This is a genomic window from Micromonospora sp. C28SCA-DRY-2, assembly GCF_030519475.1.
GTDB lineage: Bacteria > Actinomycetota > Actinomycetes > Mycobacteriales > Micromonosporaceae > Micromonospora.
This window is the reverse complement of the sequence record NZ_JAUMKD010000001.1, coordinates 423,272-446,860: the sequence shown is the minus strand read 5'-3', so window position 1 is coordinate 446,860 and position 23,589 is coordinate 423,272. Positions and strand designations below refer to the sequence as shown.

Genomic DNA, 23,589 nt, shown 5'->3' with positions numbered 1-23,589 from the left:
CCGTCTGCGGGGTGCCGATCGGCGGGCCGGCCGGGCGGGGTTCAGCGGGCCGGGACAGCTCGCCGCGGTGGACGCGCGGCGGGCGGCCGGCCGTCAGGGCACCAGCGGGCGGACGTCCCAGAGCCACACGTCGTCGACCCGCTGCGGCGGGCCGAGCAGCGCCGTCATCAGCTCCCGCAGCACCGCCTCGCGCGGATGGGCGCCGAGCACCACCACCGACGCGTTCCAGAAGCGCAGGTCCTCGACCGCCTGGCGGCGGTTCTCCTCGGTCAGCGCCGGCACCGCTCCCTTGTCCATCGTGGAGTAGATCAGGCTGCTGGTCGGCCGGTTCGGCGCGCCGAACACCCCCTCACCCAGCTCGTTCGGGCCGATGAAGTAGCCGCCGGGGATCGGGAAGGCGTGCTGGGTCAGCGCGCTCCAGCGCAGCGTGGGCAGGCCGTGCACGTTGCTCGGGATCGGCACCGGCACCAGGGTGCGGCCGTCGGGCACGTACGGGCGCCAGCCACCGGCGGTGATGAAGTGCGGCGGCGGGTCGACCGGCTGCGCCGGCAGCGGACGCGGGACGAGCGGCAGCACCGCCAGCGCGATGGCGGCGTAGCCGACCGGCCGGATCCAGCGGCGGCGCGGGCGGGCCGGGGCGTCCGCCTCGTCGGCGCGCTGCGCGGGCACCGGCGGGCGGCCCGCGCCGGAGGCCGCCTCCCAGGCCAGCGCGAGCAGCACGCCGACCGCTGCCACCACCACCAGGGCCAGCCGGGTCGGCATCATCATCTCGACCAGCGGCAGGTCGTCCGGGATGTACGCCCACGGGCCGTCGGTCGCCGTCTCCACCCCGTCGTACCGCACCTTTGGGCCGATCGCGGCCACCGCGAAGACCACCACCAGCACGGCGAGGATCCGGGCGGCGAACCAGCGGCGGACCAGCAGCACCAGCGCCACCAGCGACAGCAGCACCAGCGGCCAGCCGAACCAGGTGTTCTGCTCGGTCAGCCCGATGGTCTGCTCCACCGCCTCGTCACCGGCGATGGTGTCCCGGGGGAAGGTGACGAAGGCCTTGAGGTCCTCGCCCCAGTTGTGGAACACCCCGCCCTGCAGGCCGCGGTAGGACTGCGGGCCGTTGAACTGGAACCAGATCGGGTACGCGGTGAGCAGCAGCGCCAGCCCGCCGCCGACGCCGAGGGCGGCGGCGAAGGTGCCGGCCACCGCCCACGCCCGGCGCGGCCGCATGACCGCGTACGCCACCACCACGACCAGGCAGGCCAGGGCGGTGAGCAGCAGCATCTCCTCGTTGATGAAGATCTGGTACGCCACCAGCAGGCCGAGCACGACGCCGTTGCGCCGCCAGCGGCCCGGCTCGCCCAGCCGCAGCACCCGCACCACGATCAGCGGCAGCAGGAAGTTGGAGACGAAGTTGGGCTGGCCGTTGGCGTGGTGCACGATGCCGGGCGCGAAGCCGAGGAACGCGCCGCCGACGAAGGCCGCCGCCCGGGAGCGCACCAGGTGCCGGGAGAGCGCCCAGTACGCCGTGCCCGCGGTCGCCGCCAGCGCCGCGCCCAGGTAGAGCGCGTACACCACCTGCGGGCCGAGCAGCATGGTCAGCGGCGCCAGCGGCAGCGTCACCCCGAGCAGCGAGGTGTTCGCCATCATGTTCACCCCGTCCGGGGCGTTCTGGCGGGTGGTGAAGAGCGGGTTCTCCAGGTGCCGCACCGAGTACGCGCCGTGCGAGAAGAGCCACTCGAACCAGCTGTGGTCGGTGGGCAGGTGCGAGGAGACCCGGTGCTGCACGTCCACCCAGTAGTTGAGGCAGACGAGCACGCCGAGCGCCAGGTAGGCGGCCACGGCCAGCACGTCGGCGCGGGCCGGCCGCCAGCGGGTACGCCGGGACGGCGGCGCCGCGACTGGGTCGGCGACTCGGGTCGGTACGGGGTCTACCATCGGCGCAGCCACGACGCGCCATCGTACAGGCGTGATGCGTCGCATTTGCCGGCCCGGTACGGCCACGGCCGGTTTGCCGGACGGACGCGGGCCGACGGGGAGGACGACGTGACGCTGATCGACCTCGGTGAGCTGCGCGACCCGCCGGAGCCCGAACGGTCCCGGCCGGTCCGCCGGCCGCTCCGGCCGGCCGGTCGTCCACTGCGGAGCGCCGTGGTGCTGGCGTTGGTGCTGGCCACGGCGGCCGGAGCGACGCCGCCGCCGGCCCGCGTCGCGGCCGTCGTGCCGGGCTCCGCCGCCGCGGACGCCTTCGTCGCCGGCGGCCGGCTCTACGTCGCGCAGCCCGCCGAAGGGGTCACCGACGGCACCCGTGACCTGGTCGCCTACCCGCTCCCCGAGCGGGCGACGGCCACCCCGCAGCGACCCGCCCCGCTGTGGCGGGTGCCGCTGCCGGGGGCCGGACAGCTCTGGGGGCTCGAGGTGCGCGACGGCCTGTTGCTGCTCTCCGCGGCCGGGCTCAACGGCTTCCGGGGCGGCGACACCATGGTCTTCGACGCCGACACCGGGCGGCTGCGCTGGCGGCAGCCCGGCCTGGCCCGGCTGGACGCCGCCGGGCGGCTGCTGCTGGAGACCGGCGGCCTGGACAGCCCGGGCCGGGTCCGGTCGGTGGACCTCGCCTCGGGCCGGGCGCTGTGGTCGCTGCCGGTCCCGCCGGAGGGGGTGAGCTACCAGGGCCGCGACGGCCTCATCGAGCAGCTCGTGCTGGTCCCGGCCGACGGCGCGGTCGAGGTCTACGACGCCGGCACCGGCGCCCGGCTGCGCCGGGAGGAGCTGCCCGCCCTGCCGGCCTCGACGGACCGCCAGGTCGTGGGGGACCTGCTGGTGGCCATCGACCGCCAGACGGGCCGGGTGGCCGGGTACGAACTGGACGGGCTGCGGCGGCGCTGGGAGGTGGACCTTCCGCTGACCGCCTACCTCCACCCGTGCGGCGACCTGCTCTGCGCCGCCGGCCGGACCGGCGGGATCCGGGCGCTCGACCCGGCCACCGGCCAGGAGCGCTGGGCCGACGCGGGCTGGACCGGCCTGCTGCCCGAGCGGGACGGCCGGATGCTCGGGTTCACGACCACCTCGTCCGGGACGGACCGGGTGGTGGTGGTCGACGTGGCGACCGGCCGGCAACTCGCCGACCTCGGCGCCTGGCAGCTGGTGCCGTCCCGGACGGCGGAGCAACGGGTTGTCGGGACCCGGCCGGCACCGGGCGGCGGGCTGCTGGTCGCCGAACTGGACGCCGCCACCGGCCGGGCGCGGGGGCACGACGTGCTCCGGGACGTGGCGGGGGACTGCCAGGTCGACGGGGACCTGATCCTCTGTCGCCGACTGCGCGACGGCTTCCTGGTGCGGCGGCTGCCCGGATGACCGGCGACGTGGTCATCGACCTGGGGGAACGGCCACGCGACCCCGAGCCCGAGCCCGCCGGCGGCCGGCCCCGGCCGCCGGCCCGCTGGTGGCGGGCGGCGCTGCCGCTCCTGCTCGCCCTGGGCACGCTCACCGCCGGGGCGGCCCCACCGGCGGGCCCGCCGACGGTGAGCGTGCCCGCGACCGATCCGGCGGACTTCCTCCTGCTCGGTGACCGGCTGCTGGTCCTGCAGGGGCTGCTGCCGGCCGACGGCACCGCCCGGGAACTGGTCGCGTACCGGCTGCCGGACGGGGAACCGCTCTGGCGCCGGGCGCTGCCGGACGACGACGTCCCGATGGGGCTGACCGTGCACGACGACCTGCTCCTGGTCAGCACCGCGTCGTCCGCCGGCGACGACGCGTCCACCAGCGCCATCACCCTGGACGCCGGCGAGCTGCGGTGGCAGCGACCGGGCCGGGCCCTGGCCGTGGCGGGCGGCGGGGTGCTGCTGGAGACGCACCGACCCGGCCCGGGGCAGACGGTCCGGGCGGTCGACCCGGCCACCGGGGCGCCCGGCTGGGCCGTGCCGGTGGCCGCGGAGGGCTTCGCCGCCTACCGGTACGCCGGCGGGGGCGTGGACCTGGTCGCCGCGGTCTCGCCCGCGGGTCGGGTGGAGCTGTACGACCCGCGAACCGGCGCCCGGCTCGGCGCGGCCGACCTGCCGCGGATCGGCCACGCCGGGCACCGCTACCTGGAGCTGGTCGGCGACGTGCTGCTGGTCGGCGACGGGACCGGCGGGATCGCCGGCTACGACGTGCCGTCGCTGCGCCGGCGCTGGACGCTGCCCCCCGACCCGCAGACGGGCTGGGCGAGCCCGTGCGGGCCGGCGGTCTGCCTGCACCAGCCCGACGCCGGGGTGCGGGTGGTCGACCCGGAGACCGGCCGGACCCGCTGGGCCGACCCGCGCTGGTCGCACCTGGCGCCGGTCGGCGACCGGCTGCTCGCCGAGAGCGGCCGGCCGGACGACCGGGAGGACCGGCCGCTGGCGGTGCTCGATCCGGCGACCGGCCGGGTGCTCGGTGAGCTGGGCCGCTGGCAGGCGCTCTGGGAGTGGCCGGCGGGCCAGCCGCGCTACGGCCTGCGCCGGCTGGCGGACGGCCGGATGCTCCTGGCCGAGCTGGACCTCCCCGCCGCCCGCACCCGGGTGCTCACCGTGCTGCCCGGCTGGGCACGGCGGTGCGGCGCGCAGTCCGGCACGCTGGTCTGCCAGGCGCCGGGGAACACCCTGCGGATCTGGCGGCTGCGGTGAGTCACCAGTTGGCCTGCGCCGGGGCCGGCGGCAGCGGCACCCCGGGCGGGCGGACCACGTAGGTGACGCCGCCGCTGCCGGCCTGCCAGACCGCCTCGAACCGGCTCCGGTCCACGGTGCGGCGCACCCCTTCGTCGTCCGGCGCGTACGGGTCGTTGAGCACCGGGTCGCCCGCCGTGGTGAAGCCGACCAGCACCATCAGGTGCCCCCGGGTGTCGTAGTCCAGTCCCGGCACCTCGCCGGCCCGGAAGGCGGCGGAGACGATCAGCGGGATGCCGGCGGCGACGAACGCCTCCGCCTCGGTGAGCGAGCGCAGCCGGGTGACGAAGGCGTCCATCCCGTGCAAACCGGCGTAGGCGGTGTTGAACGGCCAGTTCCCGGCCCCGGCGTAGGCGTGGTCGTAGCAGTGCCGGGCGGCGTGCACCACCACCGGGCGCGGGCCGGGCGGGCGCACCCAGGCGTACCGCTCGGGCGCCGGGGCGGCGCCCCAGAAGGCGAGCACCATCGAGGTGCAGGTGGGGCTGCACCAGGAGTCGCCGCCGCCACCCCACCGCGGGTGCTCGCCGGCGTGCAGCCGCTGGGAGTACCGGGGCACGTCGAGCACGGTGCCCCAGCCCGGCCGCCGGTCGGGCGCGCCGGCCGGCGCCGCCGCCACCGGGACCGGGTGGACGCCGTCCGGGCCCGGGGCGCCCGGGCCGCCCGCCGGTGGCCGGACCGCGGCGGCGACCGGCCGGCCGGAGGCCATCGCGCCGACCGAGCGCAGCACCGGACCCTCGGTGCCACCGACCGGCCGGAACAGGGTCACCCGGGCCTGCCAGCCGGTGACCGTCGCTTCGCCCACGACGAGCGTGTCGGTCTCCACCCGGGCGTCGCCGTCGCGCTGCCCGGGCACCGAGGTGCGCCGCACGGTCGCGTCGTCGGCCGCCCAGTCGGCGAGCAGGTACCAGCCGGTGGCCGGCCGGTCGTCGTGCCAGCCGCGCAGTTCGACCCGGAGCCAGCAGCCGGCCGGGCTGTCGGCGGTCCAGGACGGCACCACCTCGTGCACGGCGAAGCCCACCGGGACCGGTGGGGTGGTCCAGCTGCCCCACTCGTACACCGCTGTGCTGCCGTCCGGGAGCCGGTGCTCCCGGCGGCCGGCCGGTTCGGCCAGTGCCAGGCCCCCGGCCTCCGCGCGCACCCCGGCCGCCGTCCCGGCGGCCAGGTCGCCGGGCAGCCGGAAGCCCTGGTAGGCGATGTCCCGCCGGGCCGCCGCGTCGGTCATGACAGCTCCGTCCGTTCCGTAGATTCCCGCCAGCAGCATTACGTACGACGAAGGTTTTCTGCAATGGCGGCCGGCCGGGACGGCGCGGGACGCTGGTTTGGCGGCCGGCACTAGGTTGTCGGGTGGTCAGCGGCGAGGAGGACCGGGGATGCGGGTGCTGGTGGTCGAGGACGAGCGGAACCTCGCGGACGCGATCGCGCGCGGGTTGCGCCGGCGCGGCATGGCGGTGGATGTCGCCTACGACGGCGACAGCGGCCACGAAATGGCCTTCGTCACCCGCTACGACGTGGTGGTGCTCGACCGCGACCTGCCCGGGATGCACGGCGACCAGATCTGCGCCGAGCTGGCCGCCTCCGGCACGCTGACCCGGGTGCTGATGCTGACCGCCAGCGGCACGGTGGCCGACCGGGTGGAGGGGTTGCAGCTCGGTGCGGACGACTACCTGCCCAAGCCGTTCGCCTTCGACGAGCTGGTGGCCCGGGTGCAGGCGCTCGGCCGGCGGGCCACCCCGGCCGCGCCGCCGGTGCTGTCCCTGGCCGACCTGGTGCTCGACCCGGCCCGTCGGGTGGTCACCCGCGGCGGCGTCCCGGTCGACCTGACCAACAAGGAGTTCGGCGTGCTGTGCGAGCTGCTCAAGGCGCGGGGCGCGGTGGTCTCCAGCGAGGAGCTGCTGGAGCGGGTCTGGGACGCCAACACCGACCCGTTCACCACCATCGTCCGGGTCACCGTGATGACCCTGCGCAAGAAGCTCGGCGACCCGCCGCTGATCGAGACGGTGGTCGGCGCCGGCTACCGCACCGCCGAGGTGGCACCGTGAGCGCCCGGAGCGAGGTGGGGCCACGCGCGGCGCAGTCGCGGGCCGAGGGCGGCGCCGCCACCCGGCGGTCGCGGCTGCGGCCCACCCTGCGGCTGCGGCTGACCCTGCTCAACGGTGTGCTGCTGGTCGGTGCCGGGGCGATCCTGGTGCTGCTGGCCTGGCTGCTGGTCCGCGACGCGCTGCGCCCGACCGACGAGCTGCTCCCCGGCACCACCGTGGTGCTGGCCGACGGCCGGACCCTGGATGCCGCGCAGTGGCAGCGGCAGCTGGTGGACGCGGCGTCCGCGGAGCTGCTGGCCAAGGGGCTGGTCGCGCTGCTGGCGATCAGCGTGGTCGGGGTGGCCGGGGCGTACGCGGTGGCCGGACGCGCGCTGCGGCCGCTGCACCAGGTCACCGCCACCGCGCAGCGGCTCGGCGAGGCCACCCTGGACCAGCGGATCGGCTACTCGGGCGCGGACGACGAGGTGGCCGAGCTGGCCAAGACGTTCGACGCCATGCTGGACCGGATCGCCGCCGCGTTCGAGGCGCAGAAGCGGTTCGTCGCGAACGCCTCGCACGAGCTGCGCACCCCCCTCGCGGTGATGCGTACCGAGATCGACGTGACGCTCAGCGACGACGAGGCGGACACCGCCGAGTACCGGCGGATGGCCACCGTGGTCCGGGACGCCTCCGAGCGGGCCAACGGGCTGGTCGACGCGCTGCTGGTGCTGGCCCGCAGCGAGGCGCAGGCCGGCCGCCGCCTCGGCCGGCGTACCGAGTGCGACCTCGCCGCCGGCACCGCCAACGCCCTGTCGGCGGTACGCCGGGAGGTGGAGCGGATCGGCCTGCGGGTGCAGACCTCGCTGGAGTCGGCGCCGGTGGTCGGCGATCCCGGGCTGCTGGACCGGCTGGCCGGCAACCTGGTGGAGAACGCGGTCCGCTACAACCACCTGCACGGCCGGCTCTGGGTGCGCACCGGCTCGGACGGCTGCCGGTCCTGGCTGGTGGTGGGGAACACCGGGTTCGAGGTGGATCCGGCCGACGTGCCGGGGCTGTTCGAGCCGTTCCGCCGCGGCGGCCGGGAGCGCACCGGCGCCCGCGGCTCCGGCCTCGGGCTCTCCATCGTCCGCGCGGTCTGCGACGCGCACGGCGGCACCGTGCAGGCCGTCGCCCAGCCCGGCGGCGGCCTGGAGGTGACGGTGACGCTGCCGGCGGCGGACGCCGCCCCGGCGGTGACCGCCGAGGAACACGCCGGGCCGCCGGGCGGACGCTGACCGGGGGTTGCGGCCGCCGTCGGGCGGATGGAAAGATCACCTCGTCAGCCTGGGATCGGAGGGGGGTGCGTCGAATGTCCATCGTCATGACGTCCGCGCCCCGGCTCGCCGGCTGACGCTCACGCACACGGGGCGCCTCGACCACGGAGGCTTCCCCCGTGTTCCCACGGATACACAACATCAGTTTCGACTGCCACGACACCTACGCCCTCGCCGGCTTCTGGTCGGCCGTGCTGGGCTACGCCCGGCACGCCGACGACGTCCCCGGTGACCCGGAGGCGGTGCTGCTGCCACCGGACGGCGCCGGCCCGCACGTGTTCTTCCAGCGGGTGCCCGAGACCAAGGCGGTGAAGAACCGGGTGCACGTCTGCCTGGAGCCGGCCGGCCGGACCCGGGACGAGGAGATCGACCGGGTGCTCGGGCTCGGCGCCGTCCTGGTGGACGACCGGCGGCGCGCCGACGGCACCGGCTGGGTGGTGCTCGCCGACCCGGAGGGCAACGAGTTCTGCGTCCTGCGCGGCGCGGCGGAGCGGGCGGGTACATCCGACATGGAGGAACAGCAGTGAGCGCACGGATCCACAACATCGGCATCGACTGCCGCGACACCTACGCCCTGGCCGGTTTCTGGGCGCAGGTCTTCGAGTGCCCCCGCCAGCCCGACGACTTCCCCGGTGACCCGGAGGCGATGCTGCTGCCGCCGGGCGGGCCGGAGGTCCTCTTCCTGGCCGTACCCGAGGGCAAGGTGGTGAAGAACCGGCTGCACCTCGACCTGGAGCCGACCGACCGGACCCGGGACGAGGAGGTCGAGCGGCTGCTCGGCATCGGCGCCACCCGGGTCGCCGACGAGCGCCGGCCGGACGGCTCGGGCTGGGTGGTGCTGGCCGACCCGGAGGGCAACGAGTTCTGCGTGCTGCGCAGCGCCGCCGAGCGGGCCGCCGCGGCGCCCGTCACCCCGGCCGGCGAGGCGCCGTCGGCCTGATCCGGGTACGACGCGGGCCGGGCCCCACCACCTCGGTGGCGGGGCCCGGCCCGGCGTGGTCACGGCCTCAGGAGCGCTGCTCGATCTGGCCGCGCATGCCGACGAACTCGGCCTTCGCCTTGTCCGCGGAGGAGAAGAAGATCACGATCATGCCGACGCTGCCCTTGTCGGCCCAGACGCAGACGCCCAGCTCCACCGCGTCGGTCTTGCCGTCGCCGCAGCGCGCGTCGCCGCCGAGCGGGCCCGGGTCGACGTCGGCCATGTTGCTGACCGCCAGTTCGGCGGAGAGGCCGTTGACCGCGTCGTCGAGCTCCTTCTTCGGGTCCGCGATCAGACCGGACGCGGCGGCGACCATGACCAGGTCCTGCTTGGCCGGGTCGCCGTAGAAGGCGCCGACGGCGCTGGTCTCGTTCTGCACCGTCGACTTCATCTCGCTGACCATCTGCTCGGAGAGCGAGGCGAGTTCGGTGTCGGTGATCTGCGGGCGGCCGGCCAGGGTGGCCGGGGCGACCACCCGGGTCTTCGCGGCGTCCACGGCGTCGCCCACGTCGTCCTTGACCGCGAACCAGGTGACGGCGGCACCGCCGAGGCAGAGCACCAGCACCACGGCCAGCACGATCAGCACGATCTTGCCGGCGCCGGACTTCTTCTTCGGCGGCGGGCCGGCCGGGGGATACGCCTGGCCGGGCTGGGCGGGCGGGTAGCCACCCTGCGGCGGGTAGCCACCGGACTGCTGCGGCGGGTAGCCACCGGACTGCTGGGACGGGTAACCGCCGGACTGCTGCGGCGGGTAGCCGCCGGACTGCTGGGACGGGTAACCGCCCTGCTGCGGCGCCGGGTAGCCCCCGGGCTGCGGGGAGGAGGGGTAGCCCCCGGACGGGGGCGGGTACGAGCCGTGGTCCCCGTAGGGACTGGCCGGCGGCTGGGACATCAGTCAGCTCCAGATGTGTCGAGGTCGTGGCGATCCTAGTTACGCCGATCAAGACAGGGCCGCCCGCCTCCCGGCAGGGGTGACGAAGACGACCGCGGTGGCCGATCGCGTCCAATGGGGACGCGACCGACCACCGCGGTCGCGGGGGAGCGGGGTGGATCAGGCGGGCAGGCTGGCGACCCCGTGCGGCAGGAACCGCCGGCCGGTGACCCGCTCGCTGGTGCCGGTGCGGTCCAGGTACGGCGTCACGCCGCCCAGGTGGAACGGCCAGCCGGCACCGAGGATCATGCACAGGTCGATGTCCTGCGCCTCGGCCACCACGCCCTCGTCGAGCATCAGCCGGATCTCCTCGGCCAGCGCGTCGAGCGCATTCTGCCGCACCTGCTCGGCGGTCAGCGGCTGGTCGCCGACCACCAGCAACTTGGCCACCTCGGCGTTGATCTCGTCGTCCACCACGATCGGCTGGCCGGAGTCGGCGATCCGCTTGAGGTTCTCGCTGACCCCGAACCGGTCCGGGAACGCGCCGTGCAGGGTGCCGCCGACGTGGTACGCCACGGCCGGCCCGACCAGCTGGAGTAGGGCGAGCGGGCGCATCGGCAGGCCCAGCGGGTCCAGCGCGCTGTTCGCCACGTCCAGCGGGGTGCCCGCGTCCACGGCGGCGAAGACCGTGCCGAGAAAACGGGTGAGCAGCCGGTTGACCACGAACGCCGGGGCGTCGGAGACCAGCACGCAGGACTTCCTCAGCTGCTTGCCGACCGCGAACGCGGTGGCCAGCGCGGCGTCGTCGGTCCGCTCGCCGCGGACGATCTCCAGCAGCGGCAGCACCGCGACCGGGTTGAAGAAGTGGAAGCCGACCACCCGCTCCGGGTGCTCCAGCTCCGCCGCCATCGCGGTGACCGACAGGCTGGAGGTGTTGGTCGCGAGCACCGCCTCCGGCTTGACGATCTTCTCCAGCTCGGCCCAGACCTGCTTCTTGACGTTCAGGTCCTCGAAGACCGCCTCGATGACGAAGTCGGCGTCGGCGAAGACGGACTTGTCGACCGAGCCGCTGACCAGGCCGTACAGCTTGGCCGCGGTGCCCTTGTCCATCCGGCCCTTGCTGACCGCCTTCTCGATCTGGGCGTGCACGTAGCCCACGCCCTTGTCGACCCGGGCCTGGTCCAGGTCGGTCATGACGACCGGCACCTGGAGGCGACGGGCGAACAGCAGCGCGAGCTGGCTGGCCATCAGGCCGGCGCCGACGATGCCGACCTTGGTGACCGGGCGGGCCAGGCCCTTGTCCGGCGCGCCGGCCGGCCGCTTGGCCCGCCGCTGCACCAGGTCGAAGGCGTACAGGCCGCTGCGCAGCTCATCGGAGAAGATCAGGTCGGCGAGCGCCTCGTCCTCGGCCGCGGTGCCGGTGGCGAAGTCCGCGTCCTTCGCCGTCTCCAGCAGGTCCAGCGCCTTGTACGCGGCCGGGACCGCGCCGTGCAGCCGCTGGTCGAGGGTCTGCCGGGCGAAGTAGAGCACGCCCGCCCACATGTCCTTGTCGACCTCGGGCCGGGTCACCGTGATGTCGCCGCGGACCACGCCGGCGGCCCACTCCAACGACCGCTCCAGGAAGTCGGCCGGCTCCAGCAGCACGTCCGCGATGCCCATCTCGGCGGCCTGCTTCGGCTTGAGCATCTTGTTCTGCATCAGCGGGTTCTGGATGATCACCTGGGTCGCCGCCGGGATGCCGATCAGGTTCGGCAGCAGCTGGGTGCCGCCCCAGCCGGGCACCAGGCCGAGCGAGACCTCGGGCAGGGCCAGCGCCGCGGCACCACCGGAGAGGGTCCGGTAGTGGCAGTGCAGGGCCAGCTCGAGCCCGCCGCCCATCGCCGCGCCGTTGACGAACGCGAAGGTGGGGATCTGGCTGTCCTTGAGCCGGGCGAAGACCCGGTGGCCGAGCCGGCCGATCTCCAGCGCCTGCTCGCGGTCGGCCAGCGCCGGCAGGCCGACGATGTCGGCGCCGACGCAGAAGACGTACGGCTTGCCGGTGACCGCGATGAACGCCGGGTTCGCCGCCAGCGCGGCGGTGATCGCCTCGTCCAGGCTGGTCAGACCGCCCGGGCCGAAGGTGTTCGGCTTGGTGTGGTCGAAGCCGTTGTCCAGGGTGATCAGGGCGGCCGGCCGGTCCAGCCCCGGTACGTTCACCTGGCGCAGCAGCGCCTTGGTGACGACCTCGTTCGGTGCCGCGAGCGCGCTCACTTGTTGCCCTCCCAGTGGGGGTTCTCCCAGATCACGGTGCCGCCCATGCCGATGCCGATGCACATGGCGGTGAGGCCGTAGCGGACCTCGGGGTGCTCGGCGAACTGCCGGGCGAGCTGGGTCATCAGCCGTACGCCCGAGGAGGCCAGCGGGTGGCCGATGGCGATCGCGCCGCCCCACGGGTTGACCCGCGGGTCGTCGTCGGCGATGCCGAAGTGGTCGAGGAAGGCGAGCACCTGCACGGCGAACGCCTCGTTCAGCTCGAACAGACCGATGTCGTCGATGGTCAGGCCGGCGATGCGCAGCGCCTTCTCGGTCGACGGGATCGGGCCGACACCCATCACCTCGGGCTCGACCCCGACGAAGCCGTACGACACCAGCCGCATGGCGACCGGCAGGCCCAGCTCGCGGGCGGTCTCCTCGGCGGCCAGCAGGCTGGCGGTGGCGCCGTCGTTCAGGCCGGCCGCGTTGCCCGCGGTCACCTTGCCGTGCGGGCGGAACGGGGTCTTCAGGGTGGCGAGCTTCTCCATCGAGGTGTCCCGCGGCGCCTCGTCCACCGTGGCCAGCCCCCAGCCGGCCTCCGGGTCGCGGACCGCGACGGGCACCAGGTCGGGCTGGAGCTTGCCGTTGGCGTACGCCTTCGCGGTCTTCTGCTGCGAGGCGAGCGCGAACGCGTCGGTGCGCTCCTTGGTGATGTGCGGGACCCGGTCGTGCAGGTTCTCCGCGGTCGCGCCCATGACCAGCGCGGACGGGTCGACCAGCTTCTCCGCGATGATCCGCGGGTTCGGGTCGACGCCCTCGCCCATCGGGTGGCGGCCCATGTGCTCCACGCCGCCGGCGATGGCGATGTCGTAGGCACCCATGGCGATGCCGCCGGCGACGGTGGTCACCGCGGTCATCGCGCCGGCGCACATCCGGTCGATCGCGAAGCCGGGGACGGTCTTGGGCAGGCCGGCCAGCAGGGCGGCGGTCCGGCCGATGGTGAGGCCCTGGTCGCCGATCTGGGTGGTGGCGGCGATGGCGACCTCCTCGACCCGCTCCGGCGGCAGCTGCGGGTTGCGGCGCAGCAGCTCGCGGATGCAGCGGATCACCAGGTCGTCGGCGCGGGTGTTGGCGTACATGCCACCCGCCTTGCCGAACGGGGTGCGGACGCCGTCGACGAAGACGACATCGCGAACTTCACGGGGCACTTGAGCCTCCTTTTCGACCATGATCCGGTCGCCGCGCCGCCGGACGGCGCGCGGCCGGATGAAGGTCGCCGGCACGGGCGTGGTCCCTCGGATGCTACTCGCCAGTAACCAAACCCGACACCCACCCCCCTGTGGCCCACCCCCACACCCACCCACACCCACCCCACCCACCCCGCCCACCCTCCACGCGTCCTCCCACCTTGCTGGATCATGGGGTTGACGGCGGAGTCGATCTCCACGACTGCCGCCAACCTCATGATCACCGCGGGCTGGGGTGGGTGGGAAGGAGAATTGGGGGAGGTGGTGGGGGGTTAGGGGGTGGGATGGCCTTGGAGGGCTTCGGTTGGGCGGGGAGGAGGCGGATCTCGCCACTGCGGGCGTTGAAGCCGCGCAGTGTGTCCGCCACCGTCTGGTCGGTGACCTCCTCGGGCGGGACCCAGGCCAGCCGGCGCACCGAGTCGGGGGCGATCAGGTTCTCCGGCGGCAGGTTGTGCTCGCCGGCGATCCGGGTGACCACCTCCCGGCACCGGACCAGCCGGGCCGCCGCCACCGGGTCCCGTTCCGCCCAGCGGTGCGGCGGCGGCGGACCCTCGGCGGCCGGCGCCACCGGCAGCGCGTCGTCCGGCAACTGGCGGGCGTCGTCCAGCGCCGCCAGCCAGGTGCGGGCCAGCCGGCGTACCGAGCGGCCGCCGAAGCCGGGCAGGGTGAGCAGGGTCTGCTCGTCCTTCGGGTCCAGCTCGGCCGCCGCGATGATGGCCGAGTCGGGCAGCACCCGGCCCGGGGCCGCGTCCCGCCGGGCCGCGATCTGGTCCCGGGCGTACCACATCGAGCGGACCCGGGCCTGCGCCCGCGCGCCGCGGACCCGGTGGATGCCGGAGGTGCGCCGCCAGGGTTCGGCGCGCACCCGCGGTGGCCGGGCGCCGGTGCGCACCAGGGCGGCGAACTCCTCGGCCGCCCACTCGCTCTTGCCCTGCCGGGTCAGCTCCGCGTCGAGCGCGTCGCGCAGGTCGGTCAGCAGTTCCACGTCGAGCGCGGCGTAGGTCAGCCAGGACTCCGGCAGCGGCCGGGTCGACCAGTCGGCTGCCGAGTGGTGCTTCTCCAGGCTGAATCCGAGTAGCTGCTCGGTCAGTGCGGCCAGGCCGACCCGCTCGAATCCGGCCAGCCGGGCGGCCAGTTCCGTGTCGAAGAGCCGGCGCGGGCGCAACCCGAGCTCGGCCAGGCAGGGCAGGTCCTGGCTGGCCGCGTGCAGCACCCATTCGGCCTCGCCGATGACCTCGTCGAGGGCGGTCAGGTCGGGCAGCGGCAGCGGGTCGACCAGCGCGGTGCCGGCGCCGGCCCGGCGCAGCTGGACCAGGTAGGCGCGCTGGCTGTAGCGGTAGCCCGAGGCGCGCTCGGCGTCCAGGGCGACCGGGCCGGTGCCCGCGGCGAAACGGGCCACGACCTCGTCAAGCTCGCGCTCGGTGGCCACCGGCGCAGGGGTGCCCTCCCGCGGAGCGGTCAGCGGTACGGGCCCGCCGGCGGTCGGGTCGGCTGCCACGTCCGCCGGCTCCGGCCGGGCCGGCGGCGGGTCGTGCGGTGCGTTTCCCGTACGGCTTTCGGCGGCCCGACGGCGCAGGGGTGGTTCGTCGGTCACCTGACAACCCTAGTGCGCCAACAGATGCCACGGGTGCAGCCGGGGTCCGGCGTGTGTCGGTCAGGTGACCCTCGGGTGTCCCGCCGGGCCGGACATCGGGGAAGACAAACCCCGATCGCGCAGGTACGGTCCATCCGGCCGGCCCGCTGGTGCGCATTCCCAGCCGGGGCGGCGGCCACAGGGGGCGGCTACGGGGAGGGCGTGGCGAACATGACTGCGGGCTACGGGTCGGGGGGCACCGGACCGGGGGCGGGCGACGGCTCGGGCGGCGCACCGCCGGACGGGAGCTACGGCCGGCCCGGCCCACTGCCGCCCCGGGTGGAGCCGCCCCGGCCGCCCGCGGGGTACCCGGCGGGTCAGCCGGCCGGGGCCGGTTGGTCCCCGCCGCAGCAGGGGCAGTGGGGCCAGCCCGCGGGCGCGGCCGCCGCGCCGGCCTACCCGCCGGCCAGCGCGCCACCGGCCGCCCACCCGCCGGCCGCGCCCGGCCATCCGCCGGCCCCCACCCCGGGCGCCCGGCCACCCGCCGCGCCCGGTCAACCGGCCGCGGGCGGCGCGCCGGCCTACCCGCCGGCCGGCCCGGGCCAGCCGCCCGCCGCCGGACCGAGCTATCCGCCGGCCAGCGGGTCGAGCTACCCGCCGGCGACGGCGTCGAGTTTCCCGCCGGCCTCCGGATCGGGCTTCCCGCCGGCCGGGGCGTCGGGCTTCCCGCCGGCCGGGGACGGCTGGCCGGGAGCCGGGCCGGCCGCCCCGGCGGCACCCCCGCGGGGCCGCTGGCGCACCGTCGTGGTCGCGCTGGTGGCGGCCGTGCTGGCGGTGGTGACCATCGTGCAGGCGATCCAGCTCAAGGGGCTCTCCGACCGGCTCGGCGACACCGGCCGCCGGCTGGACACCGCCCAGGCCACCGACGGCACCCGGCTCGACGGGCTGGAGCAGCGGACGGAGGCGCTGGAGAAGCAGGCCGGCGCCGCGTTCAACCCGGAGGCGGTGGCCAGCGCCGTGCTGCCCAGCGTGTTCCGGGTGCGGGCCGGTCAGTTCACCGGCACCGCGTTCGCGATCGGCAAGCCGGCCGCCGGCGGCGGCACGAACCTGTTCACCAACTTCCACGTGGTGGAGGCGGTCTGGGACGGCGGTGGCCGGGAGGTCTTCCTGGAGCGCACCGACCAGCGGTTCCCCGCCACCATCGTCAAGGTCGACGAGGCCAACGACATCGCCCACCTGCGCACCACCAGCAAGTTCACCGGCCTGGTGGCGGCGTCCACCGCTGTGAAGTCCGGCCAGCAGATCGTCGTGGTCGGCGCCCCGCTCGGGCTGGAGGACAGCGTCACCACCGGCGTGGTGAGCGCGTTCCGCAAGGCCGAGGGTGGCGACGGCCCGGTGATCCAGTTCGACGCGCCGATCAACCCCGGCAACTCGGGCGGCCCGGTGGTCAACGGCAGCAAGCAGGTGGTCGGCATCGCCACGGCCAAGGCCCGGGACGCCGAGGGCATCGGGCTCGCCGTACCGATCAAGACCGCCTGCGACGGCTTCAAGATCTGCTGACCCCTGGTCAGCCACCGACCCGTACCGACCCGGTCCGGCGGGCCCACCCTGCCCGGACCACCCGCACCTGGAGGAAGAGCAGAGATGTCCCAGCCACCGACCGGGCCGGGCGGCTACCCGCCGCCGTACCCGCCGCAGCCGCCGGCCGCGCCCGGTCAGCCGCCCGCGGGCGGCACCGTGTACGGCGCCGGCCAGCCCGCGCCGCAGCAGTACGGCGGCGTCCCGCAGGCCCCGCCCGCGACCGCCCCGACCGGGTACGCCCCGCCCGGCGCGCCCTACGGCGGCCCGGTCTCCACGCCGCCCGCCTCCGGACCGGCGTACGGCCAGCCGATGTCCGCGCCGCCGCTGTCCGGGCCGCCGCTGTCCGGGCCGCCGCTGTCCGGGCCGCCCCTGTCCGGGCCGCCCCTGTCCGGGCCGCCGATGTCCGGGCCGCCGATGTCCGGGCCGCCCGGTTCGGTGCCGCCGTACGGCGCGGCGCCGGCCGCCGGCAAGGGGCGCACCGTGCTGGTGCTGGCCGTGGTGGCCGGCCTGCTCTTCGTCCTCGGCGGGGTGATGACCGGCCTGTTCGTCACCACCAGCAGCGAGCTGGACCGGACCGAGAAGAAGATGGCCAGCCAGGTCAGCGAGCGGGACGGCACGATCGCGGCGAACGCCCAGGAGATCGAGAAGCTCAAGACCGACCTGCAGAGCGTGCGGGACAAGCTGGCCGACACCGAGCAGGACCTGACCGGCACCCGGAACGACCGCGACGAGCAGGCCCGGCAGAAGAAGGTCATCGCGACCTGCCTGGACAAGCTCACCACCGCGCTGAACGCGGCCGCCGCCGGTAACCGCGCCGAGTTCGACAAGGCCAGCAAGGGCCTGGACAAGGTCTGCAACGAGGCCGAGGACTACCTCTGAGCCGACCCGGCACCCCGGTCATGGCGCGGGGCGGTCCGCGCCCCACGCCATGACCGGCCGGGTCAGGCGGCGCCGGCGGGGCGCCGGTCGGGCAGGGCGGTGACCCCGGGCGGCGGCAGGCCCGCGGTCGAGGCGAGCAGCGCGCACCAGGCGAGCAGGTGCGGGGCCAGGTTGTCGTCCACCGGCGTCCAGGAGGCGCGGATCTCGATGTCGCCGGCCGCGGGCGGGCCGGCCAGCTCGCCGAACCGGGTCGACATGGTCTGGGTGACCGTCCCGCCGATCGCCCGGTGCCGGGCGTCCTGGGCGTCCAGGGCATCGGTCAGCCAGGTCCAGCCCACCCCGGGCAGCAGCGGGTCGGCCGCCAGGTCGACCTCCAGCTCGGCGGTCACGTAGGTGACCAGCCGCAGCGTCCCCTGCCAGGCCTCGTGGCCGGCCGGGTCGTGCAGCAGGATCAGCCGGCCGGTGGCCACCTCGTCGTCGTCGCGCAGCACGGCGGCGGAGAGCGCGAAGGCGTACGGGGCGAGCCGCTGCGGCGCGCCCACCTCCTCCAGCACGATCTCCGGCCGGGGCGCCGCCGACCGCAACCCGGCGACCGCGCGGGCGAAGGTCTCCGGAAGCGCGATCGGGGGGGCCATGCCGGCAGCCTATGCCCGCGCCCGGCCGCCGACCGGGACGGCACGCCGAGGGACGGCTCCGGGCGCACGGGCCGGCCCTCGTCGACCAGAGTCGTTCGGCCCTCTCGTCGCACATCACAAAAGGCGGCGGTGAGCGCGGGCGCCGGCGGGCATCGTGGCACGATTGCCGCGATGACCACCGACACCACGGGCACCGCCGCCCGAGACGAGGCACCCCGCCCCGGCGGACCGGCCGACTCGCCCTTCGTCCGGGCCTGCCGGCGCCGGCCGGGCCCGCACACCCCGGTCTGGTTCATGCGGCAGGCCGGCCGGTCGCTGCCGGAGTACCGGGAGATCCGGGCCAACGTGGGGATGCTGGAATCCTGCCGCCGCCCCGACCTGGTGGCCGAGATCACCCTCCAGCCGGTGCGCCGGCACGGGGTGGACGCCGCCATCCTGTTCAGCGACATCGTGGTGCCGGTCGCCGCGGCCGGGGTCGACCTGGACATCGTGCCCGGCACCGGGCCGGTGGTGGCCGAGCCGGTACGCACCGCCGACGACGTCGAGCGGATCCGGCCGATCACCCGCGCCGACGTCTCCTACGTGGACGAGGCGGTCCGGCTGCTGGTCGCCGAACTCGGCGACACCCCGCTGATCGGCTTCGCCGGGGCGCCCTTCACCCTGGCCAGCTACCTGGTCGAGGGCGGCCCGTCGCGCACCCACGCGAAGACCAAGGCGCTGATGTACGGCGACCCCGAGCTGTGGCACGCGCTCTGCGCCCGGCTGGCCGAGGTGACGCTGGCCTTCCTGCGGGTCCAGGTGGACGCCGGGGTCTCCGCGGTGCAGCTCTTCGACTCCTGGGCCGGTGCCCTGTCGGAGGCGGACTACCGCCACTACGTGCTGCCGCACTCGACGGCAGTGCTCTCCGGCCTGGCCGACGCCGGTGTGCCGCGGATCCACTTCGGGGTGGGCACCGCCGAACTGCTCACCGCGATGGGCGAGGCCGGCGCCGACGTGGTCGGCGTCGACTGGCGTACGCCGCTGGACACCGCGACCCGGCGGATCGGCCCCGAGAAGGCCGTGCAGGGCAACCTCGACCCGGCGGTGCTGCTCTCCCCGTGGCCGGTGGTCGAGGCGGAGGTGCGGCGGGTCCTGGCCCAGGGCCGGGCCGCCCCCGGGCACGTGTTCAACCTCGGTCACGGCGTGCTGCCGGAGACCGATCCCGACGTGCTGACCCGGGTGGTCGCCCTGGTGCACGAGCTGTCCGCACGCCCGGCCGACGGGAGCTGAGCCCGGTGGCGCGGCCGTGGCGGGTGGCGGTGGTGGGCGGCGGGATCGCCGGGCTGGCCGCCGCGGTCCAGCTGCGCGACCGCGCCCCGGCCGGCACCGAGATCACCGTGTACGAGCAGTCCGGCACGCTCGGCGGGAAGCTGCGCACCGGTGAGCTGGCCGGCCAGCCGGTGGAGTTCGGCGCCGAGTCCTTCCTGATGCGGGACCCGGCCGGCGGCGAGTCCGCCGCCGTCGCCCTGGTCCGCCGGCTCGGGCTGGCCGACCGGATCGTCCACCCCACGGTCGGGCGGGCCGCGCTCGCCCTGCACGGGGAGCTGCGGCCCATCCCGGGCGGCACCCTGGTGGGCGTACCCGGGGATCTGGCCACGGTGACGACGGTGGCCCGGCCGGACGCGGCGGCCGACCGGGACGAGGGCCGCCCACTGCTCGGACCGGACTCCGACATCAGCGTCGGCGCGCTGGTCCGGTCCCGGTTCGGCGACGAGGTGGTCGACCGGCTGGTCGACCCGATGCTGGGCGGGGTGTACGCCGGCCGGGCCGACGACCTGTCGCTGGTCACCACGATGCCCGCGCTGGCCCGGGCCGCCCGGGTGGAGCACACCCTGGTCGGCGCCGTGCGGGCCGCGCAGGCCGCGGCGCCGCGCGCCCCCGGCGCCCCGGTCTTCGGCACCCTGACCGGCGGGCTCGGCACCCTGGTGGAGGCGGCGGCCCGGGTCAGCGGGGCGACCCTGCGCCACAACGCGGCGGTCCGCGAGCTGCACCCGACGCCGGCCGGCTGGCGGCTGACCGTCGGCCCGACCCGGGACGCGGAGCAGGTCGAGGTCGACGCGGTGGTGCTCGCCGTGCCGGCGCGCCCGGCCGCCCGGCTGCTCGCCGGGCCGGCGCCGGAGCTGGCCGACACCGTCGGCGGGCTGGACTACGCCAGCGTCGCGCTGGTCACCCTCGCGCTGCCCGAGCCGGAGCTGCCGGAGCTGTCCGGCTTCCTGGTGCCCAGCACCGAGGGGTTGCTGATCAAGGCGTCCACGTTCTTCACCACCAAGTGGGGGCACCTGCGCCGGCCGGACGGGCTGGCGCTGGTCCGCGCCTCGGTCGGCCGGTACGGCGAGGAGGCCGCGCTGCAACGCCCGGACGAGGACCTGGCCGCGACCGTGCACCGGGAGCTGTCGGCGGTGCTCGGCGTCGCGCTGCCCGCCCCGGTGGCCGGGCACGTGCAGCGGTGGGGCGGCGCGCTGCCCCAGTACACCCCCGGCCACACCGACCGGGTCGCCACCGCCCGGGCGGCCCTGCGCGCGGACCACCCCACCCTGGCGCTGGCCGGCGCCGCGTACGACGGGGTCGGCATCCCGGTCTGCGTGACATCCGGGGCGACGGCGGCCAACGAGATCATCACAGCACTGGAGGGACCGGCGAGATGACCGAGCAGACCAACGCGGCCCGGCTGCGCGAGCTGAACGAGACCATCCGCTACACCATGTGGTCGGTGTTCCGGGCCAGCAGCCCGCTGCCGTCGCTGCGGGACAACGTCACCGGCGAGGTCGAGGCGCTCTTCGAGGAGCTGGCCGGCAAGGACGTGGTGATCCGCGGCACCTACGACGTGGCCGGGCTGCGCGCCGACGCGGACCTGATGATCTGGTGGCACGCCGAGTCCAGCGACGCGCTCCAGGACGCCTACCTGCGGTTCCGCCGGACCACGCTGGGTCGCGCGCTCACCCCGGTCTGGTCGCAGATGGCGCTGCACCGGCCGGCCGAGTTCAACAAGAGCCACATCCCGGCGTTCCTGGCCGGCGAGGAGGCCCGCGCCTACCTCTGCGTCTACCCGTTCGTCCGCTCGTACGAGTGGTACCTCCTGCCGGACGCGGAGCGGCGCGAGCTGCTCGCCGAGCACGGCCGGATGGCGCGGGGCTACCCGGACGTACGGGCCAACACTGTCGCCTCGTTCGCGCTCGGCGACTACGAGTGGATGCTCGCCTTCGAGGCCGACGAGCTGCACCGGATCGTCGACCTGATGCGTGACCTGCGCGCCTCGGGCGCCCGTCGGCACGTCCGGGAGGAGATCCCGTTCTTCACCGGCCGCCGCCGGTCCATCGCCGACATCGTCAACTGCCTGGTCTGAGTTCCGGCCGGCGCTCCCGTCGTCCGCCCCGCCGCCGGTGGGTCGCCGGACGGACGCGGCAGGCGGCGACGTTGGTGCGGCAGCCCTGTCGAGCTGCCCCGACAGACGGGGCGGCACCGGCCGGTGGCCTGCCGCGGGTGGTCCCACCGGTGGGGCAGCTCGACAGTGACCAGGCAGGCACCGTCCACCGCCCGCGTGGCGCGTCGGGCGACCGCCCTGACAGGATGCGGCGATGGCGACGCACCTCCTGCTCGACTTCTTCGGCACGCTGGTGGACTACTCGCCCAGCCGCACCGAGCAGGGGTACCCCCGGAGCCACGCGCTGCTGACCGGCTGGGGTGCCCAGGTGGACTACGTCGAGTTCCTGGCCGCGTGGTCGGCCGTCTCCGCCGAGTTCGACCGGCGTAGCGAGGTCGACGACCGGGAGTTCTCGATGACCGAGCTGGGCACCGAGTTCCTCCGCCGGGTCCTCGGCGCCGAGCCCGATCCGGCCGGCGTCGAGACGTTCGTGGCCACCTACCTGTCCGAGTGGAACGCCGGGGTGCGCTGCCCGGCCGGGATGCCGGAGCTGCTCGCCGACCTCGCCAGCCGGCACCGGCTCGTCGTGGTCACCAACACCCACCGGGCCGAGCTGGTCCCCGACCACCTGGCCGCGATCGGCGTGGCCCACCTGGTCGACGCGGTGGTCACCTCGGTCGAGGTGGGTTGGCGCAAGCCGCACCCGGCGATCTACGCGGCGGCGCTCGACGCCGCCGGCGTACCGGCCTCGGCCGCCGTCTTCGTCGGCGACACCTTCGCCGCGGACTTCGCCGGGCCGGAGGCGGTGGGCATCCGGTCGTTCCTGATCGACCCGGCTAACCGGCACCCGGTGCCCGCCGGGCGCCGGCTCGCCTCCCTGTTCGACCTGCCCGACCGGTTGGCCGGCCGGGCCGGCTGACCGCACCGCGAGCGCGCCGGACCGGACCGGCCGACCGGGGCGGGGGGCGGCCGCGGTCGACCGGTCCGGTGGACGGCGCGCCGGCCGGCCGGCGCGGGTGCCGTGGCGCCGGCCGTCGACGCCGACCGGCCGGGGCCGCGTCCGGAGGCAGGGGGACGCGGCCCCGGCCGGCGATCAGCTGCTCGTCGTGCAGGTGAGCACCGGCGCGGTGTTGCTGGTGCCGTTCCACGAGCCGAGGAAGCCGAACGTGGTGCTCGCCCCGGCGCCGAGGGCGCCGTTGTAGGCGACGTTGCGCGCGACGATCCGGTTTCCGGTGCTGCCGACCGTGGCGTTCCACGCCGAGCTGACCTGCTGGCCGTCGGCGTAGGTCCAGGTCACCGACCAGCCACTGATCGGCGACCCGCCGTTGGTCACCTGCACCTCGCCCTGGAAGCCACCGGCCCACTGCCCGGTGACCCGGTACGTGGCGGTGCAGGCGCCGGCCGGCGGCGGGGTGCTCGGCGGGGGCGTGGTGGGCGGCGGGGTGGTGGGCGGCGGCGTGGTCGGCGGCGGGGTGGTGGGCCCGCCGCCACCGGAGAAGTCGACGTCGCTGCACAGGTAGTACGACTGGTCGAGGTGGCTGGCCTGCCAGATGGTGTAGACGATGTGCCGGCCGGTGCGACCCGGCGCGTTGGCCGGGATCTCGATGGAGACGCCGTTGGTCTCCGGCTTCCACTGCGACGCCGGGGTGTTGCCGATCTGGCCGACCAGTTCCAGGTCGTCCCAGCCGAGCGGCTCGGTGAGCGCGTCGAAGCCCTGCCGGGTCACGTACACCCGGATGTAGTCGGCGCCGTGACTGGCCTGGTCGTACAGGCGGACCCGGAAGCTGTTCGACACCGGCGTGGTCTTCCAGGCGCCGACCGTGTCGAGCGCGTTGTACCGGCCGCCCTCGGTGCGGCCGCCGCTGCACAGCTGGCCGTTCGGGATGGCCGCCTGGTGGTTGCCGGCGGCGCCCTCGCGGAACAGGCCGTTCCAGTTCCACATGGCGTTCGGGTTGGCCTGCCAGGCCTGCCAGCACATCGGGTCCTCGGTCGCCATCCGGGGATTCTGGAAGTCACTGCCCCAGCGCTGCCAGCAGCCGTAGTTGCGGGAGGCGGGGTCGACCACGGAACCGTGCGCGGCGACCGGGTTGGCCAGCGCCGTGGTCAACAGGAGGATGGCGGCCGCCGCGGCGGCGAGCAGCCACAGGACGCGTGATCGTCGGAGCTGAGTGGACAAGGGGAGCCC

General features: G+C 75.5%; 20 protein-coding genes. 12 read left to right on the top strand and 8 right to left on the bottom strand.

Annotated elements, in window-relative coordinates; genetic code table 11:
• Positions 1-93: 93 nt before the first annotated feature.
• Positions 94-1,932, bottom strand: coding sequence for a hypothetical protein (locus Q3W71_RS02020; protein ID WP_302918702.1), 1,839 nt, complete (start codon positions 1,930-1,932; stop codon positions 94-96).
• Between the two features lie 108 nt (positions 1,933-2,040).
• Here Q3W71_RS02020 and Q3W71_RS02015 point away from each other — a divergent pair, with 108 nt between their 5' ends.
• Both Q3W71_RS02015 and Q3W71_RS02010 read left to right on the top strand, forming a co-directional pair.
• Positions 2,041-3,348 (top strand): PQQ-binding-like beta-propeller repeat protein, encoded by a 1,308-nt coding sequence (locus tag Q3W71_RS02015; protein ID WP_302917551.1) that lies wholly within the window; start codon positions 2,041-2,043, stop codon positions 3,346-3,348.
• Complete coding sequence (locus tag Q3W71_RS02010; protein WP_302917550.1) at positions 3,345-4,637, top strand: PQQ-binding-like beta-propeller repeat protein; 1,293 nt, start codon at positions 3,345-3,347, stop codon at positions 4,635-4,637. Before Q3W71_RS02015 ends, Q3W71_RS02010 begins: the two co-directional genes overlap by 4 nt.
• Before the next feature lies 1 nt (position 4,638).
• Here Q3W71_RS02010 and Q3W71_RS02005 read toward each other — a convergent pair whose 3' ends face one another.
• Positions 4,639-5,898, bottom strand: coding sequence for a peptidase C39 family protein (locus Q3W71_RS02005; RefSeq protein WP_302917549.1), 1,260 nt, complete (start codon positions 5,896-5,898; stop codon positions 4,639-4,641).
• A 148-nt stretch (positions 5,899-6,046) separates the two neighbouring features.
• On the opposite strand from Q3W71_RS02005, the gene Q3W71_RS02000 reads away from it, so the two are divergent.
• The 4 genes from Q3W71_RS02000 (at position 6,047) to Q3W71_RS01985 (ending at position 8,947) form a co-directional block, all read left to right on the top strand.
• Positions 6,047-6,715 carry a response regulator transcription factor gene (locus Q3W71_RS02000; protein ID WP_302917548.1) on the top strand — a complete coding sequence of 223 codons (669 nt, stop codon included), beginning with the start codon at positions 6,047-6,049 and terminating at the stop codon, positions 6,713-6,715.
• 74 nt (positions 6,716-6,789) lie between these two features.
• A complete protein-coding gene (locus Q3W71_RS01995) occupies positions 6,790-7,968 on the top strand; it encodes a cell wall metabolism sensor histidine kinase WalK (protein ID WP_302918701.1) in 1,179 nt (392 codons plus the stop codon).
• Positions 7,969-8,126: 158 nt separating this feature from the next.
• Complete coding sequence (locus Q3W71_RS01990) at positions 8,127-8,534, top strand: VOC family protein (protein WP_302917547.1); 408 nt, start codon at positions 8,127-8,129, stop codon at positions 8,532-8,534.
• Positions 8,531-8,947 carry a VOC family protein gene (locus tag Q3W71_RS01985; RefSeq protein ID WP_302917546.1) on the top strand — a complete coding sequence of 139 codons (417 nt, stop codon included), beginning with the start codon at positions 8,531-8,533 and terminating at the stop codon, positions 8,945-8,947. Before Q3W71_RS01990 ends, Q3W71_RS01985 begins: the two co-directional genes overlap by 4 nt.
• 67 nt (positions 8,948-9,014) lie before the next feature.
• Here Q3W71_RS01985 and Q3W71_RS01980 read toward each other — a convergent pair whose 3' ends face one another.
• The 4 genes from Q3W71_RS01980 to Q3W71_RS01965 form a co-directional block, all read right to left on the bottom strand.
• Positions 9,015-9,878, bottom strand: a complete 864-nt coding sequence (locus tag Q3W71_RS01980; protein WP_302917545.1) for a DUF3824 domain-containing protein — start codon at positions 9,876-9,878, stop codon at positions 9,015-9,017.
• A gap of 159 nt (positions 9,879-10,037) precedes the next feature.
• Positions 10,038-12,107, bottom strand: coding sequence for a 3-hydroxyacyl-CoA dehydrogenase NAD-binding domain-containing protein (locus tag Q3W71_RS01975; RefSeq protein WP_302917544.1), 2,070 nt, complete (start codon positions 12,105-12,107; stop codon positions 10,038-10,040).
• Positions 12,104-13,297 (bottom strand): thiolase family protein, encoded by a 1,194-nt coding sequence (locus tag Q3W71_RS01970; protein WP_302917543.1) that lies wholly within the window; start codon positions 13,295-13,297, stop codon positions 12,104-12,106. Before Q3W71_RS01970 ends, Q3W71_RS01975 begins: the two co-directional genes overlap by 4 nt.
• Positions 13,298-13,556: 259 nt before the next feature.
• Positions 13,557-14,930 carry an HRDC domain-containing protein gene (locus Q3W71_RS01965; RefSeq protein ID WP_302917542.1) on the bottom strand — a complete coding sequence of 458 codons (1,374 nt, stop codon included), beginning with the start codon at positions 14,928-14,930 and terminating at the stop codon, positions 13,557-13,559.
• Positions 14,931-15,140: 210 nt separating this feature from the next.
• Between Q3W71_RS01965 and Q3W71_RS01960 the strand changes: the two genes are divergently transcribed.
• Positions 15,141-16,469 carry a S1C family serine protease gene (locus tag Q3W71_RS01960; protein ID WP_302918700.1) on the top strand — a complete coding sequence of 443 codons (1,329 nt, stop codon included), beginning with the start codon at positions 15,141-15,143 and terminating at the stop codon, positions 16,467-16,469.
• Positions 16,470-16,553: 84 nt separating this feature from the next.
• On the top strand, positions 16,554-17,369 hold the full coding sequence (locus Q3W71_RS01955) for a hypothetical protein (RefSeq protein WP_302917541.1): 816 nt from the start codon (positions 16,554-16,556) through the stop codon (positions 17,367-17,369).
• Positions 17,370-17,431: 62 nt separating this feature from the next.
• Here Q3W71_RS01955 and Q3W71_RS01950 read toward each other — a convergent pair whose 3' ends face one another.
• Positions 17,432-18,004, bottom strand: coding sequence for a DUF3000 domain-containing protein (locus tag Q3W71_RS01950; RefSeq protein ID WP_302917540.1), 573 nt, complete (start codon positions 18,002-18,004; stop codon positions 17,432-17,434).
• A gap of 171 nt (positions 18,005-18,175) precedes the next feature.
• On the opposite strand from Q3W71_RS01950, the gene hemE reads away from it, so the two are divergent.
• From hemE to Q3W71_RS01930, 4 genes are all read left to right on the top strand, one after another.
• The gene (gene hemE, locus Q3W71_RS01945; RefSeq protein ID WP_302917539.1) at positions 18,176-19,273 is read left to right on the top strand and encodes a uroporphyrinogen decarboxylase; all 1,098 of its coding nucleotides are present in this window, start codon (positions 18,176-18,178) and stop codon (positions 19,271-19,273) included.
• A 5-nt stretch (positions 19,274-19,278) separates the two neighbouring features.
• Complete coding sequence (gene hemG, locus Q3W71_RS01940; RefSeq protein ID WP_302917538.1) at positions 19,279-20,688, top strand: protoporphyrinogen oxidase; 1,410 nt, start codon at positions 19,279-19,281, stop codon at positions 20,686-20,688.
• The gene (gene hemQ / locus Q3W71_RS01935; RefSeq protein ID WP_302917537.1) at positions 20,685-21,386 is read left to right on the top strand and encodes a hydrogen peroxide-dependent heme synthase; all 702 of its coding nucleotides are present in this window, start codon (positions 20,685-20,687) and stop codon (positions 21,384-21,386) included. Before hemG ends, hemQ begins: the two co-directional genes overlap by 4 nt.
• A gap of 232 nt (positions 21,387-21,618) precedes the next feature.
• The gene (locus Q3W71_RS01930; protein WP_302917536.1) at positions 21,619-22,323 is read left to right on the top strand and encodes an HAD family hydrolase; all 705 of its coding nucleotides are present in this window, start codon (positions 21,619-21,621) and stop codon (positions 22,321-22,323) included.
• Positions 22,324-22,497: 174 nt separating this feature from the next.
• Here the strand turns inward: Q3W71_RS01930 and Q3W71_RS01925 are convergent, their stop codons facing one another.
• Positions 22,498-23,520 carry a lytic polysaccharide monooxygenase gene (locus tag Q3W71_RS01925; RefSeq protein ID WP_302918699.1) on the bottom strand — a complete coding sequence of 341 codons (1,023 nt, stop codon included), beginning with the start codon at positions 23,518-23,520 and terminating at the stop codon, positions 22,498-22,500.
• Positions 23,521-23,589 lie beyond the last annotated feature (69 nt).